This is a genomic window from Streptomyces sp. NPDC001985 (assembly GCF_040296845.1).
Classification (GTDB): domain Bacteria; phylum Actinomycetota; class Actinomycetes; order Streptomycetales; family Streptomycetaceae; genus Streptomyces.
Genome location: NZ_JBEOYB010000069.1, coordinates 1 through 18,273 on the forward strand (window position 1 = coordinate 1; position 18,273 = coordinate 18,273).

At 71.2% G+C, this 18,273-nt stretch carries 9 protein-coding genes; 6 read left to right on the top strand and 3 right to left on the bottom strand.

The window, feature by feature from the left end; translation table 11 throughout:
• Positions 1–16: 16 nt before the first annotated feature.
• From ABT122_RS26340 to ABT122_RS26360, 5 genes are all read left to right on the top strand, one after another.
• Positions 17–5,062, top strand: a complete 5,046-nt coding sequence (locus tag ABT122_RS26340) for a DEAD/DEAH box helicase family protein (protein ID WP_351557138.1) — start codon at positions 17–19, stop codon at positions 5,060–5,062.
• Between the two features lie 98 nt (positions 5,063–5,160).
• Positions 5,161–8,100 (top strand): DUF8741 domain-containing protein, encoded by a 2,940-nt coding sequence (locus ABT122_RS26345; RefSeq protein WP_351557141.1) that lies wholly within the window; start codon positions 5,161–5,163, stop codon positions 8,098–8,100.
• On the top strand, positions 8,100–12,218 hold the full coding sequence (locus ABT122_RS26350) for an Eco57I restriction-modification methylase domain-containing protein (RefSeq protein WP_351557144.1): 4,119 nt from the start codon (positions 8,100–8,102) through the stop codon (positions 12,216–12,218). Before ABT122_RS26345 ends, ABT122_RS26350 begins: the two co-directional genes overlap by 1 nt.
• The gene (locus ABT122_RS26355) at positions 12,208–12,549 is read left to right on the top strand and encodes a hypothetical protein (RefSeq protein WP_351557147.1); all 342 of its coding nucleotides are present in this window, start codon (positions 12,208–12,210) and stop codon (positions 12,547–12,549) included. The genes ABT122_RS26350 and ABT122_RS26355 overlap by 11 nt, the downstream gene beginning before the upstream one ends.
• A 262-nt stretch (positions 12,550–12,811) precedes the next feature.
• Entirely contained in the window at positions 12,812–14,305 is a 1,494-nt protein-coding gene (locus tag ABT122_RS26360; protein WP_351557221.1) for an FUSC family protein, read from the top strand.
• 90 nt (positions 14,306–14,395) lie between these two features.
• Here the strand turns inward: ABT122_RS26360 and ABT122_RS26365 are convergent, their stop codons facing one another.
• Entirely contained in the window at positions 14,396–15,220 is an 825-nt protein-coding gene (locus tag ABT122_RS26365; RefSeq protein ID WP_351557150.1) for a tyrosinase family protein, read from the bottom strand.
• Between the two features lie 16 nt (positions 15,221–15,236).
• Positions 15,237–15,650 (bottom strand): apotyrosinase chaperone MelC1, encoded by a 414-nt coding sequence (gene melC1, locus ABT122_RS26370; RefSeq protein ID WP_351557153.1) that lies wholly within the window; start codon positions 15,648–15,650, stop codon positions 15,237–15,239.
• A gap of 480 nt (positions 15,651–16,130) precedes the next feature.
• Between melC1 and ABT122_RS26375 the strand changes: the two genes are divergently transcribed.
• Positions 16,131–17,180 (top strand): lactonase family protein, encoded by a 1,050-nt coding sequence (locus ABT122_RS26375; protein WP_351557156.1) that lies wholly within the window; start codon positions 16,131–16,133, stop codon positions 17,178–17,180.
• An 88-nt stretch (positions 17,181–17,268) separates the two neighbouring features.
• Here the strand turns inward: ABT122_RS26375 and ABT122_RS26380 are convergent, their stop codons facing one another.
• Entirely contained in the window at positions 17,269–18,189 is a 921-nt protein-coding gene (locus ABT122_RS26380; RefSeq protein ID WP_351557159.1) for a sirohydrochlorin chelatase, read from the bottom strand.
• Between the last annotated feature and the right edge of the window lie 84 nt (positions 18,190–18,273).

The window sequence follows — 18,273 nt, forward strand, 5'->3', positions numbered from 1 at the left end:
GCGCGCGGACTGGCCGGTGACCGAGGTCCCGGTGCGCTGGTCGCACCAGGAGGGCTCCAAGGTCAGACCGCTGGACTACGGCCGGGTGCTGCTGGGTGATCGCCGCCCGCTGACGCTTTATCAGCACCAGCGCGACGCCGTCGACGCCGCACGCGGACGGCACTCCTACGTCCTCACCACCGGCACCGGCTCCGGCAAGTCCCTCGCCTACATCGTGCCGATCGTCGACCGGGTGCTCCGCGCCCGGGACACCGAGGGGCCACAGCCCCGCAAACGGGTGCGCGCGATCATCGTCTATCCGATGAACGCCCTCGCCAACAGCCAGCTCAAAGCGCTGAAGACCTATCTCGAACACGGCTACCCAGAGGGTCGTGAACCCGTCACCTTCGCCCGCTACACCGGCCAGGAGGACGAGACCCAGCGCCAGGCCATCCGCCGCGATCCGCCGGACATCCTGCTGACCAACTACGTCATGCTGGAGCTGATGCTCACCCGGCCCGACGACCGCCGGTCCCTCATCCGCATGGCCGAGGGCCTCGAATTCCTGGTCTTCGACGAACTGCACACCTACCGGGGCAGGCAGGGCGCCGATGTCGCCCTGCTGATCCGCCGGGTCCGTGAGGCGTGCCGGGCCGAGAGCCTGCTCTGCGTCGGCACCTCGGCCACCATGTCCACCGAAGGCACCACCGACGATCAGAAGCGGGTCGTCGCCGGGGTGGCCACCAAACTCTTCGGCACCGCGATCCACCCCGAGCACGTCATCGGGGAGACCCTGGTCCGCGCCACCGAGCAGGGTCCGGACACCGTATCGGCCCAGCGGCTGCTGAGCCCGGCCCCGCGCGACCACCACGCCCTCGTCGAAGATCCGCTGGCCCGGTGGATCGAGTCCCGCTTCGGCCTGACCAACGAGAACGGCCGGCTCGTCCGAGTGAAGCCCGGGAAGATCGAGGACGCCGCACAGGAGCTGGCCGCGCACAGCGGAGCGCGCGAGGACGACTGCGCCCAGGCGATCCGGACCACCCTCGAAGCAGGTGCCCAGGCCAGACACCCGCGGACCGGCCGGCCGCTCTTCGCCTTCCGCCTGCATCAGTTCCTCTCCAAGGGTGACACCGTCCACACCACCGTCGAGGCCAAGGCGGTCCGCCATCTCACCCGCGACTACCAGCGCGAACAGCCCGGGTCGGGAGGCAAGATCCTGGTGCCGCTGGCCTTCTGCCGCGAGTGCGGTCAGGAGTTCCTCACCGTGTGGCGCACGGAGCACGAGGGCGCCGGCCGTTACGAGCCCCGCCGGAGCTCCGTCACCACCAGCGGGCGCGACGGTGACGGCTATCTCTACATCGACCACGACCGCCCCTGGCCCGGCACGGTCGAGGAGGCCATTGAGGGGCACCGGCTGCCCGACTCATGGCTGGAGACCGACGAAACCGGACAGGAGACCGTCAAGAAGTCCTACCGCCACCGGCTCCCGCGCTCCGTCACCGTGGACCCCTACGGTGTCGAGGGGCGCGGCGAGCTGCGGGCCGCGTACATCCCGTCCCCCTTTCTGTTCTGCCCCCACTGCAATGTCAGCTATGAGCAGACCCGGGGCAGGGACTTCGGCAAGCTCGCCGCGCTCGATCAGGAGGGCCGGTCATCGGCGACCTCCCTCATCTCGGCCTCCATCGTCCGCTCCCTCAAGGCGGTGCCGGAGGAGAGGCTGAACGAGAAGGCCCGCAAGCTCCTGACCTTCGTCGACAACCGGCAGGACGCCTCCCTCCAGGCCGGCCACTTCAACGACTTCGTCCAGATCACCCAATTGCGCGGAGCCCTCTACCGGGCCCTGGCGGCAGCGGGCGAAGAGGGACTCACCCACGAGGAGTTGGCCTCGCAGGTCACGGGCTCCCTCGGTCTCCGCCCAGTGGAGTACACCGGCCACGACGATCTGCCGCCGCATTTGCTGCGCAACGCCGCCCGCACCCTGCGCGATGTCGTCGCCTTCCGGCTCTATCTCGACCTGGAGCGCGGCTGGCGCGTCACCATGCCGAATCTGGAGCAGACCGGGCTGCTCCAGATCCGGTACGAGGGAGTGAACTGGCTCTCCGAGCAGGAACCGCAGTGGGCGGCCACCCACCCCGCGCTCCGCTCCGCCGACGCCGCGCTGCGCACGGAGATCACACAGGTTCTCCTCGACGAGATGCGGCGTGCGCTCGCCATCGACGTGCAGTGCTTCCGCGACGACTTCGACAGCCTCCAGCGGGCCAGCGAGGAGCGGCTCATCGACCCCTGGCTGCTCATCAGGGGCGACAGCCCCAAGGTCGGCATCGCCTACCCACAGCCCTCCAGGCCGGGCATGGACCGCAGCGGACTCTTCCTCTCCGCGCGCGGCAAATTCGGCAAGTACATCCGGCGGACCGACCGCGACCGTTTCGGCGCGCTCGATGTCGACGACATCCAACTGATCATCGAGCAGTTGCTGGAGGTTCTCGCCTCCGCCGGACTGGTCACCAAGGTGTCCGGAGCGGTGCAGCGCGGCGGCCACCGCCACCGCAGGGCAGTCCCCGCCGTCACCGGCTACCAGGTCTCAGCCGCCTGTCTCACCTGGCATGTCGGCTCCGGCCGCAAGGCCGCCCACGATCCCCTGACCCGCACCTACGCGAGCGGCGACGGCCCCCGCGTCAACACCTTCTTCCGCGATCTCTACCGGGAGAACGCCTCGGCGCTCGCCGGTCTCTTCGCCCGTGAGCACACGGCCCAGGTCGACCCCCTCGAACGGGAGCGGCGGGAGGACGAGTTCAGCGAGGCGAAGCTGAGACTGCTCTACTGTTCGCCGACCATGGAACTGGGCGTTGACATATCCTCACTCAACGCGGTGGCGATGCCCAATGTCCCGCCCACCCCGGCCAATTACGCGCAGCGCAGCGGGCGCGCCGGGCGATCCGGGCAGCCCGCTCTGGTCACCACGTACTGCGCCACCGGCAACAGCCACGACCGGTACTACTTCCGCAGCTCCGCCGCCATGGTCGCGGGCAGTGTGGCACCACCGCGTCTCGATCTCGCCAATGAGGATCTCGTCGTCTCCCACCTCCAGGCCATCTGGCTCGCCGAGGCCGGACTCGCTCTGGGGCGCTCGATTCCGGATGTTGTCGACATCGGCTACGACGAGCGGACGGGCCGGCCCCAGCCGGCCCTGGAACTGCACGACAACATCGCCGCCGCCCTGCGCGACACCGCCGTGGAGAGCCGCACCGTGGCCGCCGCGCACCAGGTGCTCGGCCGGCTCTTCCCCGAGTTCGCCGACACCACCTGGTGGGACGATTCCTGGATCGAGCGCACGGTCCGCACGGCGGCCCGGCGCTTCGACGAGGCGTTCGACCGCTGGCGCGGGCTCTTCCGGGTCGCCCTCACCGATCAGTACGTCCAGAACAGGCGGGTGCTCGATCATCAGCTCACCGAACGGGACCGTGCCTTCGCCGTCGCCCGCCGGAAAGAGGCCGAGACCCAGCTCAAGCTGCTGAAGAACGAGACCCCGGACAGCAGATCCGTACTGTCCGACTTCAACCCTTATCGGTACCTTGCCTCGGAGGGATTCCTCCCGGGCTACTCCTTCCCCCGCCTTCCGCTCGCCGCCTACATCCCCACCACGGGCCGTCGCTCCGGGGACGGCGGTGACTACCTCCAGCGCCCTCGCTTCCTCGCCATCCGCGAGTTCGGGCCCAAGGCCCTCATCTACCACGAGGGCGCCCGGTACGAGGTGACCCGGGTCCAGCTGCCCCCCGAGACGGACGGCTCGCTCACCACGAGCGAGGCCCGGCGCTGCGCCCACTGCGGATACCACCACAAGGCCGAGGAACGGGCCGATCTCTGCGACATCTGCGACCAGCCGCTGACCACCACCTACAACCTGCTGCAACTGCACACCGTCTACACCCGGCGCCGTGAGCGCATCTCCTCCGACGAGGAGGAGCGGCGCAGGGCCGGATACCGGCTCGTCACCTCCTACCGCTTCCGTGATTACGGCCCCGGTCAGCGCCCCGGCCGCCAGGACGCCCGGGTCTTCGACCCGGCCGGCCCTCTCGCCACCTTCTCCTACGGCGACTCGGCGACCGTGCGGATCACCAACCTCGGACGGCTGCACGCAAAGACCAGTGAGCAGGACGGCTTCTGGCTCGATCCGGGAGACGGCAGCTGGCTCACCGAACGGGACGCGTCGGAGGCGTCGGGTGACCTCAGTGACATGCCCGCGGTGGACGCCGACGGCAACGAGAAGCGCCACAAGAAGCGCGTCATCCCCTTTGTGGAGGACAGCCGCAACATTCTCGCCGTCACCCTCGACCGGCCGCTGGCCGAGCCCGTCGCACTCTCCCTGATGTACGCGCTGGAACGGGGCATCGAGACCGCCTTCGAGCTGGAGGACTCCGAACTCACCAGCGAACTGCTGCCCCCGGACGACGGCCCCAGGGACCGCTTCCTGCTCACCGAGGCCGCCGAGGGCGGCGCGGGAGTTCTCCGCCGTCTCCAGTCCGAGCCCGGGGCCGTCGCCAGAGCCGCTCGCGCCGCCCTGCGCATCTGCCACTTCGACGAGCGGGGCAACGACCTCGCCGTCGAGGGCGGCCCCGACCGGCCCTGCGCCCGCGGCTGCTACGACTGCCTGCTCACCTACGGCAATCAGCTCAACCACGGCGCCGTCGACCGCCACGGTGTCCGTGACCTGCTGCTGCGCCTCGCGCTCGCCGAGGCCCGCCCGACGGGACACGGCACCAACGGTTCGCCGGACTCCCCCGACCCCTCCGGCTTCCTGGGCTTCCTCCGCGAGCGCGGCCACCGCCCGCCCGACGAGACCCGGACCCTCATCCGCGAGGCCAACGCCCGCCCCGACTACGTCTACCGGATGCCGGGTGTGCAACTCGCGGTCTTTGTCGACGGTCCCGGTCACGACCACTCCGAGAGCACGCTCCGGGACGAGGACGCCGAGGAACGCCTCCAGGACGCGGGATGGGACATCATCCGCTTCCCGGCGGACGGCGACTGGGACGGAACAGCCGCCCGCCACCCCCGGTACTTCGGCCCCGGCAAGGCCGGCTGACCGCCCTCCCCGGGCCGGCCGCCACCCCGACCGGCCCGACGCCTCCCCGACCCCGGATCTCCGTCCCCGCGTCGCACCGACACCCGAGGAACCATCCGATGACGCACACCCACACCACCGGCTCCCTGGTCACCGCGCGCGGCCGGGAGTGGATCGTCCTGCCCGAGAGCGAGGACGACATGCTGGTCCTGCGCCCCCTCGGCGGGTCCGACGACGACATCGCCGCCGTCTTCCCCGCCTTCGAGACGGTACGAGGCGCCGAATTCGCCCCGCCCTCCGCCGCCGACCTCGGTGACGCGCAGGCCGCCGGAACGCTCCGCACCGCACTCCGCATCGGGTTCCGCTCCGGCGCGGGCCCCTTCCGCTCGCTGGCCGGCATCGCCGTCGAGCCGCGCGCCTACCAGCTCGTGCCCCTGCTGATGGCGCTGCGGCAGCAGACCGTACGGATGCTGATATCCGACGACGTCGGCATCGGCAAGACCATCGAGGCCGGTCTGATCGCGAGCGAACTGCTGGCCCAGGGCGAGGCCACCCGGCTGGCGGTCCTCTGCTCACCCGCCCTCGCCGAGCAGTGGCAGAGCGAACTGCGCACCAAGTTCGGCATCGACGCCGAACTGGTCCTCTCCTCCACGGTCTCCCGGCTGGAGCGCGGACTCGACCTCGGCCAGTCGCTCTTCGACACCCACCCCCATGTCGTGGTCTCCACCGACTTCATCAAGTCCACCCGCCACCGCGACGACTTCGTCCGTCACTGCCCCGACCTGGTGATCGTCGACGAGGCCCACACCTGCGTCTCGGCCGGCGAAACCGCGTCCACGCAGTATCAACTCCGCCATGAACTGCTCACACGGCTCGCGCGCGACAGCGAACGGCATCTGCTGCTGGTCACCGCGACCCCGCACAGTGGCCAGGAATCCGCCTTCCGCGGGCTGCTCGCCCTGATCCGGCCCGACCTCGCCGATGTCGACCTGACCTCACCGCGCGGCCGGGAGCTGCTGGCCCACCACTTCGTCCAGCGCAAACGCGCCGATGTGCGCGAGTACCTGACCCAGGGGGACGGCTTCGCCGACGACCGGCTCGCCGAGACGACCGCCTTCCCCTCCGACCGCCGGTTCAAGGACGAGACCTACGCCCTCTCCCCGGCGTACCGCACCCTCCTGGAGGACGCCATCGCCTACGCGAGCGAACGGGTCACCGAAGCGGGCCGCCAGGGCGGACAGCGGTCCCGGGTCGCTTGGTGGTCCGCGATCGCCCTGCTGCGCACCCTGGTCTCCTCACCCCGCGCCGCCGCCCAGACCCTCCGTACCCGCTCCGCCACGGCCGCCGCCGCCACGGCCGAGGAAGCCGACCGATTCGGGGCGCCGCTGATCCGGGACTCCAGCGAGAGCGACACTCTCGAAGGGCTCGATGTCGCCCCCGGCGCACTGACCGGGGAGGAGACTCTCGGGGACGGTCCGTCCGAGACCCTCACCGAACTCGCCCGGCGCGCGACCGAACTCGAAGGCCCGGCGACCGACCGGAAACTCGCCGCGCTCATCACCCACGTACGCGCCCTCCTCGCCGACGGCTACCACCCCATCGTCTTCTGCCGGTACATCCCCACGGCCGAGTACGTGGCGGAGGCCCTGGCGAGCCGCCTCGGCAAGCACACCGTCGTCAAGGCCGTCACCGGCACACTCTCCCCCCAGCAGCGCCTCGCCCGCGTCGAGGACATCGCGCACGAGGCGGGCGACGGCCCCGCGGCCCGAAGAGTGCTCGTGGCCACCGACTGTCTCTCCGAAGGGGTCAATCTCCAGCATCATTTCGACGCGGTGATCCACTACGACCTCGCCTGGAACCCCACCCGCCACGACCAGCGCGAGGGACGGGTCGACCGCTACGGACAGAAACGCGACCAGGTCCGGGTCGTCACCCTCTACGGCAGTGACAACGGCATCGACGGCAAGGTCCTCGAAGTCCTCATCAAGAAGCACCGGCAGATCCGCAAGGACCTCGGCATTTCCGTCTCCGTACCGGACGAGAAGTCCTCCGGGGTCACCGACGCCATCGTCGAATGGCTGCTCATCCGCGGCCGGCACGGGCAGCAGGAGGGGCTGTTCGACACCGATGCCCTCGACACCGTCACCACCCGCGCCGCCCGGCTCGAAGCGGACTGGAACTCCGCCGCCCAGCGTGAGCAGACCTCCCGCTCCCGGTTCGCCCAGCGCTCCATCCACCCCGAGGACGTGGCCCGCGAGGTCGCCGCGATCCGGTCCGCCCTCGGCCGCGCGGGGGAGATCCACGGGTTCACCCGCAACGCGCTCGCCGCCCTCGGCGCGGTGCTCCGCGGCCCCGGTGCCCACTCCGGCGACGGCGACTTCACCGCCGACATCAGCGGTTCCCCGCCGGGACTCCGGGACGCCCTCGCCTCCGTCGCCGGCGGGGACTCCGTCGAGCCGGGCGGCCGGATCTCCTTCCGGGCGACCTCCGCCGTCGCGCGCGGGGAAGCGGCCCTGGTCCGTACCGACCCCGTCGTCGGCGCCCTCGCGGGGTACGTTCTCAACGCCGCACTCGACCCCAGGGCGGTGGGCCCCCGGCCGGCCCGCCGCTGCGGGGTCGTCACCACGACAGCCGTGACCACCCGTACCACCCTGCTGCTGGTGCGCTACCGCTTCCACCTCACCCTGCCGTCCCGCACCGGCCGGAAACAACTGGTCGCCGAGGACGTCCGGCTCCTCGCCTTCGAGGGCGCGCCGCAGAAGGCGCGCTGGCTGCCCCAGGAGACCGCCGTGTCCCTCCTCGACGCCCGGGCGACCGAGAACACCCACCCCCACTTCGCCGAACGCACCATGACCCGGCTGCTCGCCGGGCTGCCCGGCCTCCACCCGCACCTGGAGCGCCATGGAGCACAGCTCACCGACGAACTCGCCGCCTCCCACCGCCGTGTCCGGTTCGCCACCGAGGACATTGTCCGCGGACTGCGCGTACAGGCCCAGAAACCCGCCGACATCCTCGGGGCTTATGTCTATCTGCCGATGACCACCGAGGAGGCGGCCTGATGCCGGCGGCCCCGCGCACCCGGGTCCTCACCGCGGTCCACGCGACAGGCGGTCTCATCCCCCACGACATGCTGGTCCGGATCTCCGAGGAGAAGGGAGTCAGCGGCTCGGCGCCCGCCGACTACCAGGTCGTCGTGGGCTCGGTCCGCGCGGAGGCGGAGCGCCACTGGGAGTATCTGAAGTCCGTCTGGGGCGAACTGCGCAACAACCTGCCCGCCGCTCCGGAAACAGCCACTCCGCCCGACCCCACCGGGATCGCCCTCGCGAAATGGCTCGACCCGCTCTTCGCGGAACTCGGCTACGGCCGGCTGCCCGCCGTCGCCACACCGGGAATTCCGTCGGACGACGGCCTCAAACACTTTCCCGTCAGTCACCACTGGAACCACGTCCCCGTCCATATGACACCGTGGAACACCCATCTCGACAAGCGGCCCGGCGGCGCCGGAACGGTCCCGCCGCACTCGCTCGTGCAGGAGTGCCTCAACCGCACCGGAAACCATCTGTGGGCCCTCCTCACCAATGGCCGCCGACTGCGGCTCCTGCGCGACTCCAGCGCGCTGGCCACCGCCTCCTTCATCGAATTCGATCTCGAAGCCATCTTCGACGGCGAGCTGTTCAGCGAATTCGTCCTCCTCTACCGACTGCTGCACGTCTCCCGCCTCGATGTCCGGGACCCCTCCGCGCTGTCGTCCTGCTGGCTGGAGAAATGGCGCGCCGAAGCCATCGAGACCGGCACCCGCGCACTGGAGCACTACCGCGACGGAGTCCAGCAGGCCATCACCACCCTCGGCACCGGGTTCCTCCGCCACCCCGACAACCACGCTCTCCGCCAGGACCTGGACACCCACGCCTTCCACGACGCACTGCTGCGTCTTGTCTACCGCCTGATCTTCCTCTTCGTCACCGAGGACCGCGGCGCCCTCCACCCACCGGGGACTCCCGGCAGGTTCCGGCGGCGGTACGCCCGCTACTTCTCCACCGACCGGCTGCGGCGCCACGCCACCCGCCACCGGGGAACCGCGGACTCCGACCTCTACCAGGCCCTGCGGATCGTGCTCGACGCCCTCGCCGATGTCGACGGCCGCCCCGAACTGGGCCTGCCGGGGATCGGCGGCATCTTCGACGACACCCCGGCCGACCGGCCCCTGCACGGCCTCGCCCTCGCGAACGAGTATCTGCTCGGCGCCGTGCGCAGCCTCTCCCGGGTGCGGGACACCGCCGCCGGCCGCTGGCGCGTGGTCGACTACCGCAACATGGGTTCCGAGGAACTCGGCTCCATCTATGAGTCGCTGCTGGAGCTGGTCCCCCAGCACAGCGCGGTGGACGGCACCTTCGAACTGGTCAACCGTCTCGGCAACGACCGCAAGCGGACCGGCTCCTTCTACACGCCCCGCTCCCTCATCGACACCCTGCTTGACTCCACCCTGGAACCGGTCATCGCCGCCGCGCGCGACCGGACCGACGGGCCGCCCGACGCCGCGCTGCTCTCCCTCACCGTCTGCGACCCGGCCTGCGGCTCCGGCCACTTCCTGGTGGCCGCGGCCCGCCGCATCGCCAAACAGGTCGCCGCCGTCCGCGAGGGGAACCCCGAACCGACCCCTGTCGCGGTCGAACACGCCCTGCACGAGGTCATCGCCCGCTGTGTCTACGGAGTCGACCTCAATCCCATGGCCGTGGACGTCGCCAAGTTCGCGCTGTGGCTGGAGGCCCTGGAACCGGGCAAGCCGATGGGTTTTCTGGACGCGCACATCAAGGTGGGGAACGGGCTCATCGGCGCGACACCGGCGCGATTACGGGACTCCATCCCCAACAGGGCCTTCAAGGCGGTGGAGGGGGACGATGCCGCCTGCGCGGCCTCCTGGGCGGACCGGAACGACAAGGAGCGCAAGGGCCAGACCGCCATCCGGATGCCGCTCACGGAGGTGAAGGTCTCCAACACCGCCCTCGCCGAGGTCCCGCGCCGCATCCTGGCGGCCCCCTCCGACCAGCTCCACCAGGTCCGCCGCCAGGCCGAGGAGTACCGGGCCTGGCGGAAGTCCCCCGTCTGCGAGGACGCCCTGCACCTCGCGGACGCCTGGTGCGCGTCCTTCGTCTGGCACAAGAGGAGGGACGCGCCGCCGCCGGTCACCCACGATGTCCTCCGGTCCCTCGGGAGTCCGGATGTCCCCGGGGCCACCCATGACGAGATCAGAAGGCTGAGCCGGGAGTACCGCTTCTTCCACTGGCACCTGGAGTTCCCCGAGATTTTCCGGGTGCCCGACAGCGCGGACACCCCCGATGACGTCGACCCGGAGACCGGGTGGGCGGGTGGTTTCTCCTGCGTGGTCGGCAATCCGCCCTGGGACAAGGTCGATTTCGAGGACAAGAAGTACTTCAGCGTCGTCGAACCCTCGATCGCCGCGATCCCGGGCACGGCTCGGCGCAAACGGATCGCCGAGTGGGCGGCGGACAATCCGGAGGCGGGGGAGCGGTATCGCGCGGAGCGCCGGCGGGTGAAGTCGACGTTTCTGTTCGTGAGCGGGTCGGGGGTGTTTCCGCTGTGTGCGAAGGGGCTGACCGTCAAAGGGGTGAATGCGCTCCAGACCGATCAGCTCTTCACGGAGCGGTTTGTGTCCATGGTGGCGCCCGAGGGGAGGGTGGGGTGCATCATCCCGACGGCGATCGCCACGGGTGCGGGGGCGCAGCACCTGTTCGGCTCGCTCAGTGGGCGCGGCGGGATTTCGCTGCTGTACGACTTCGAGAACCGTAAGCCTCTCTTCCCGGGAGTGCACTCCAGCTACAAATTCTGCCTGCTTTCTCTTACTGGCCGGAATGTGAGGCAGGACGCTGCGAGTTATGCGTTCTTCCTCTCGGCTCCAGCGGATCTTGAGGAGGTGGATAAGGTATTCTCTCTGGGGCCGCAGGAGATTTCTCTTATCAATCCCAACACCGGAACTCTGCCGGTCTTCCGGACTCGCCGTGACGCGAATCTCACAGCCTCGATCTATATGCTGGTTCCGGTGCTGTGGGACGAGCGCGAACGGAGGGGAAACCGATGGTCAATCTCCTTCAAGCGGCTGTTCGACATGACGGATGATTCCGATGTTTTCCGCCGTAGGGAAGATCTTGAGGCCGATGGCTGGGAGCTGCACGGCAACATCTTCACGCGGGGCGAGGAGCGCATGCTCCCGCTGTACGAGGGCAAGATGGCCCACCTCTTCGACCATCGCTGGAACGCCTACCACGGCACCGGGAACGAGGACCGGCGCAGCCTGACCCCGGCGGAGAGGCAGTCCCCCTCGGCGACGGCCGTACCGCGCTACTGGATCGCTGAGCGCGGGGCTGTTCCCGTGGAGAGGAAAGGCAAGGAGGGCCATGCACCGGGCGTCGCCCAGCGGCTGGCGGCCCTGCGCTGGGAGCGGGAGTGGCTCTGCGGCTGGCGCGATGTGTGCCGTACGACGGATGAGCGCACCGCCATCCCCGCCTTCCTCCCGCTCGCGGCCGTCGGCCACACCTTCCCTCTGATGCTGCCCCGCGTCTCACCCGCCCTCACGGCGGCGCTGATCGCCGCACAGAGTTCGATGGTCTTCGACTTCGTGAGCCGCCAGAAGATCAGTGACGCCCATATGAAGCTCTTCATCTGGAAGCAGCTCCCCGTCCCCGCCCCCGAGTCCCTCACCCCCCACCTCCTCTTCCTCGTCCCCCGTGTCCTCGAACTCGTCCACACCGCATACGACATGACCCCACTCGCCCGCGATCTCGGCGACTCCGGCGCGCCCTTCCGGTGGGACGACGAGCGCCGTGCGCGGATACGGGCCGAGCTGGACGCGTACTTCTTTCATCTGTACGGGATCGGCCGACCCGACGTGGAGTACATCCTGGAGACCTTCAGGACCGGGACGGGCGGCCTCAGGAACAACGAGATCGCTCGCCACGGGACGTACCGCACCAGGGATCTGGTCCTCGCCGAGTACGACCGGATGGCCCCGGCCGGTATCGGTCTCCACGGGCCGCCGGGCGACCCCGGGGTGTGGGTGTCCCCGCTCTCGCCGGCCCCGGGGGAGGGGCCGCGGCACCTTCCCTCCCGGGAGAGGAGGTCCCGGCCGGCGGCGGCGACATTGGGCTCCCATGAGCACTGAGACCGAGCCCCCCGGGGCGCCCGCCGGGGGAAGCGCCGGTATCCAGACCACCAGCGCCTGGCTGTTCGCGCTGCTTCTCAAGGAGCACCGCGGGTTGATGCCGGCCAAGCTCGCCTCGCTGGGGCTCTACGCCGGGCAGGACGGTCTGACACAGCCCCAGGCGTGCCGCGGTCCCGGCGCCGATCCCCGGCTCGCTGACGTGCGCCGGGGCGAGCCCGTACCGCAGCGCTTCGTCGACGGAGCGAGCCTGCCGGGCAGCCGGCTCTGGGGACAGGGGGCCGGGCTGCGGGTCCGGGAGGTCTCGGTGACCTCGCGCCCGGCGGCGCCGTGATGGCCCATTGGCACCGTCCGGCCACCGGAAGCGCGGAGTATCCGTACCAATGGCCCACTCCACCGGGCGGCTCTTGAGCCAGTGCCCCGGTTGATGATTGTCTCTGCGGTATCCATGCACTCTCGGCGCCGCGCAGCGCCGGACCCGCGACGACGCGGGTCTGGACCGCGGTGCCTTCGTCGTGCCCGCCACCGCTCACCACCCCGAGCGGGCCGGACCGGCGAACGGACGACACAAGGGAGCGGCCACCGCCGTGAAGAGGATGTTCGTGGCTCCGGACCCGGGGCGGGCCAGGCTCAGGAACTCGGTCCGCGCCGTCATCGGCGTGGGTCTCGCCGTCGCCTGTGCGGAACTCGCCGGGCTCTCGCTCAACGCCTCCATCACCGCGGGGCTCGCGGCCCTGCTCGCCCTCTTCACCGTCACCGACGCGACCGTCCGCGCCCAGGCGGTGACCACCGCCCTGCTCCCGGCCGCCGGCTTCCCCGTCCTGGCCGTGGCCGCCACCCTGCACGGCCTCCCCCTCGTCCGTGACGCGGCGATCCTGCTCGTCGTCTTCTGCGGGGTCTACGCCCGGCGCTGGGGCCCGCGCGGCCACGCCCTCGGCATCTTCGCGTTCATGATGTTCTTCGTCACCCAGTTCCTGCACGCCGTGCCGGACCAGCTCCCCGGGCTCTGCGCCGCCCTGGTGATGGCCCTCGGGGCCGCCGCGCTCGTCCGCTTCGTCCTGTGGCCCATCGAGCGCCGCACCCCGCCCGCTCCCGTGCCCCCGCCGCTGCCCGGCACCGGTCTCGCCCGCCCCACCACCCGGCAGGCGTGCCAGGTCACCGCCGCCTCCGCCTTCGCGCTCGCCCTCGGCCAGCTCCTCTCCGACGAGCGCTGGTACTGGGCCGTCGGCACCACCTGGTGGATCTTCGTCAACACGGTGTCGCGCGGCGAGACACTGGTACGCGGCTTCCGCCGGGTGCTCGGCACCGTCGTCGGCATCGGCGCCGGCATGCTGATCGCCATCCCGCTCGCCGGGGCGCCCGCCCCGACCGCCGTCCTGGTCGCGCTCTGTGTCTTCGGGATCTTCTACACGGCCGCCGTCTCCTACAGCTGGATGGTGGTGGCGGTGACGGTGATGGCGGGGCTGCTCTACGGACTGCTGGGCGTACTGGACCCCGCGCTGCTCCTGCTGCGGCTGGCGGAGACCGCCGTCGGCGCGGTGGGCGCGGCGCTCGCCGTCGTCCTGGTGCTGCCGGTCACCACCCACGCCACGAACAGCGCCTGGATCGAGCGGGCCCTGCACTGCGTCAGGGCCTCCACCTCGGCCTCCCTGCGACGGCTCGCCGGCGCCCCCGAGGCCGACCCCACCCCGCACGCCGCCGAACTGGAACTGCTGCTGGCCCGGGTCCGGCTCTCCCTCGCACCCCTGGTCCACCCGCTCAGCCCGCACCGCGCCCGCAAGGCGCGCGCCCGCCGGGTGCTGGCGCTGCTCGACGAGTGCGCCGGAGAGGTGCGCGGCCTCGTTTCCGTGGCCGCCGACCCGGACGCGGGGCACGACGCCCGCCTCGCCGCCGCCTGCTGGCGCGTCGAAGCCGCGGTGCACGCCCTGACGGCCCCGAACGGGCACCCCGCGGACGCGGCCTCCGGCTCCCCGGCGCGCCCGGCCGGCACGGAGCCCGCGCTGGCCCATCTCCACGGCCTGGAGCGGGCCCTCACCGAACTCGCCGCTCCTCTGCGCAGCTCCCCGCGCGCTCCCCTCGTGCTCTCGTAGCCGGGACCGAGGCCGGACAAGGGGCCGCCCGCGGCGGGCGGCCCCTCGTCCGGCGGGCGGGGCCCGTGTTCCGGACCTCGCGCGCCCGGCTCAGGCGTAGGTGTAGAACTGCGTGTGGTCCAGCATGCTCTGGGGGGTCGTGTTGGGCCAGGGCGGCATGGTCTCGTTCAGATCGATCACATCGGCCGTGCCCCCCGCGGGGAGGTACTCGGCGCTGGTCGGGTGGAGCGCGTGCCAGTCGGCCCAGAGCTTGTCGACGAACGAGTGGTGCAGCCAGAACACCGGGTCGTTCGGGGAGACGCTGGTCTCCATCTGGCCCCAGATCCAGGTGTGCACCCGGTTGTGCATGCTCATGTACCCCGCCGAACCCTCCAGCGTGGACCGGAAGCCGGTCGACCCATCGCGGAAGGGGGCGGAGTCATAGGTGGGCATGGCGAGCGCGGCGTCGACCTCGGCCCGGGTGGGGAGCGTGGGGACGCGGTGGGCGAGGTTGCGCGCCAGGAACGGACGGCTGTCGACCTGGATGGTGATCGGCCACTTGCCGGCGGAGTACGCGAAGGGGCCGTCCATCACCTGGTCGTCCAGGGGACGCCCGGTGCCGCCGAGGAAGTTCGGCGCCCAGAGGGAGGAGGCGACGGTGTTGTCGGCGGTCCAGTCCCAGTAGGGGATCGACACCGAGGCGTCGACCTTCTGGAGTTCTCTCTCGAAGTCGATGAGGAACTTGCGGTGCCAGGGCAGGAACGACGGGCCGAAGTGGCCGACGTAGATCCCGGTGTTCATGTCCAGCGCGAACCGGAGCCGGTGGGCCGCGACGAACTCGTCGTACACGCCCTTCCGCTTGACTTCCAGTACGGCGTCGGTGAAGGCCTTCTTCTCGGCGGCCGTGAGATTCGCCTGGTTCTTGCGTACGGTCATGGCTGTTGCTCCCGGCTCAGGCGGTGGGGTCGAACGGGACGACGACGGCGCCCTTGAGGGAGAGGACCGCGGTGCGCGCGGCGTCGAGCGGGGTCGCGAACCTCTCGTAGTGGTTGATCGGGCTGCTCCAGCCGCTCTTTCCGTGCTGCATCACATGGAGTTCGCGGCCGTCGATCAGCACGCGGTAGCCGGCGCCGTGGTGTCCCGCGTGGCCGTGGGCGTGGGCCTCGGCGGGCATGCCCTGGATACGGCGGCCCTTGTAGACCTCGTCGAAGGACGCGGGACCGGAGGCAGTGCCTCCCTTGGCGGCGCCGCCCGTGCCCTGGGCGGGCGCGGGGTCCGCGGACGCGGTGGCCACCCCGATGAGCGCTACGCCCGCTGCTGCGCCGGTGACGGCCCCGAGGGTCTGGCGACGGGTGAGTCTGGACATGGCGGATGAACCCCCAGAAACATGGCTGAGGCGACCCCCCAGGTTGTTTGGGGCCGCCTTCACCATGCCTACACGGGGAGTGACCGTTCGCAGAAGTAGGGTGTTTTCGGTTGGCTGTCATATGGACAGGTCTTCGCAGGTCATACGCGTGTCACCGGCACCGTTCCCGGCCTCTGCGGGGGTGCTGTGGATTGCCGCAGCGAAGATTCCGCCGCACATGTGCCCCATACGTGAAGATCCTTCGGATCTTCACCGTGCCGCGGTGCTTCCGCGCGGAAATCTGATCATGGCTGGAAATAAGGGCAACCTCATGTCCACTACACCCGATTCGCCGGGATCGGCTGCCTGGACGCAACACCGGAACCCCCGCTTCCGGCCCCGCGTCCCGCGGTCGGCGGACCGGGAACGGGTGAAGACACTTGGTCTAGACCGCTGCTACCGTCTGCCGGGCCAGCGAACGATCAGTGAGGGGACAACGCTGTGGGCGACAAGAGCACCCGACGGGCATTCATCGGGTCGTTCACCTCGACGGGCGGGCGCGGCGTCATCGCAGCCGACGTCGACGGGGAGACCGGCGCGCTGACCGAGACAGGGGTCAGCGACGCTGTCGCCGACCCCTCGTACCTCGCCCTGGCCACCGTCGCGGGAGACCAGGTCCTCTACGCCGTCTCCGAGACATCGGAGGGCGCGGTGGGCGCCTTCGACATCCGGGGGAGGGCGCCCCGGCCGATCGGCGCGCGGGTGCCGGTGTGCGGCGCGAGCCCCACCCATCTCGCCGTCCACGGCGGCCATCTGCTGACCGCCAACTACGGCTCCGGCAGCGTCACGGTCCTGCCCATCGGGCCCGCCGGCGAACCGGCCGCCGCCAGCGGCGTCCTCCAGCACGAGGGCGACGGCCCCGACCCCGACCGCCAGCGCGGGCCGCACGCCCACCAGGTGCTGCCCGACCCCAGTGGCCGGTGGGTGCTCGCCGTCGACCTCGGCACCGACTCCGTGCACATCAGCGCGCTCGACACCGGGACCGGCGAGCTGACCCGGCACGGCGAGACCCCGCTGCGCTCCGGCACCGGCCCCCGCCATCTGGCCTTCCACCCGGCCGGCACCCACGCCTATGTGCTGAACGAACTGGTGCCCACGCTCACCGTCTGCCGCTGGGACGCCGGGGCGGGCGTGCTGGAGCCGGTCGGCGAGGTGCCGGTGCTGCCGGACGGCACCGAGGGGCCCGCCTACCCCTCCGAGGTCGTGGTCGCCCCCGACGGGCGCCGGCTCTGGGCCGCGAACCGGGGACACGACAGCATCGCCGTGCTCTCCCTGGACGGGAGCGGCGAGCGGGCCGAGCTGATCACCACCGTGCCGTGCGGCGGGCGCTGGCCGCGCGATCTGACGCTCGACCCGTCGGGCCGCAGGCTCTACGCCGCCAATGAGCGCTCCGGGGACGTCACCTGGTTCGACCTCGACCCGGAGACGGGTGTGCCGCGGCGGGCGGGCTCCCTGGACGCCCCCGCGGCCTCCTGCGTGGTCTTTCTCTGACCCGCGGCCCCGATCTCCCCGGGTCCGGCCGACGGGCCGGGGCCGGGACCGGAGGGGAGGCCCGCACGGCGGGCCTCCCCTCCGGCCGTCAGTGCGCCGGCGAGCCCTGCGGCTGCGGGGTGATGCCCAGCGTCGCCGCGTACTGCGACAGCACCAGCTTGCCGATCGCGGGATAGGCGCCCAGCGGCTCGGCGGCGGAGCAGCCCGCCTCCTTCACGGCCGCTTCCAGCAGCCCGTCCGGCAGCTCCGGGCCGACCAGATACGGGGCCAGGGCCAGCTGGAGCGAGCCGGAGCCGCGCAGCTGATCCGCGATGGCGCCCACCGAGCCCTCCACATCGAGAGCCGCCGCCATCACCGGCACCGCGAGCCGCGCGGCCAGCAGCATCCCCGTGATCCCGGCCGCCCGCACGGCCTCCTCGCCCCCGACCGTCGCCAGGATGATGCCGTCGGCGGCCGTGGCCACCGTGAACAGCCTGGCCCGGTCGGCCCGCGCCAGACCCGACTCCGAGAGCCTCACGTGCAGGGCCTCGGCGAGCAGCGGATGCGGGCCGAGGACATCGGTCAGCTCCGCCACCGAGCCGCTGTCCATGACCGCCTGACGGACCCGCCGCATGAGCACGCTGTCCGGGCCCGCGAGCAGCGGCACCACGACCGCGGCGGGGCCCTCGGGCTCCGCCACCTCACGGCCGGCCGCCCGCGCGATCTCGTACCGCTCGGTGCGCCGCGCCGCCGTGTGGGCGAGAACGCTCTCCAGCGTGGGGTACTCGGAGTCGTCTCCGTCGAGATAGCCGATGCCGACATCGAGGCCCGGCAGCTCGGAGCGCGCGATGCTTATGGTCTCTTCGGCCAGGCTGCGGGTCGCGGGCGCGGGCACGCCGGGCACGGCGAGAATCAGCGCGGGCGCGCCCTCGGGGGCGGCCACCGGTTCCGGGCGGCGGTGCCGCCCGGACTGACGGGGGCGCGGCATTCGTACAGGCAGGCCGGACGCGGGCCCAGTGGGGGAGCTCATGGCGCCGCATGCTACTGGTTTTGAGGGCGTGGCTGTTCGGGGAGGGGGTGGTCGAGTGTCATCTGTCCACATTTATCCGATGGA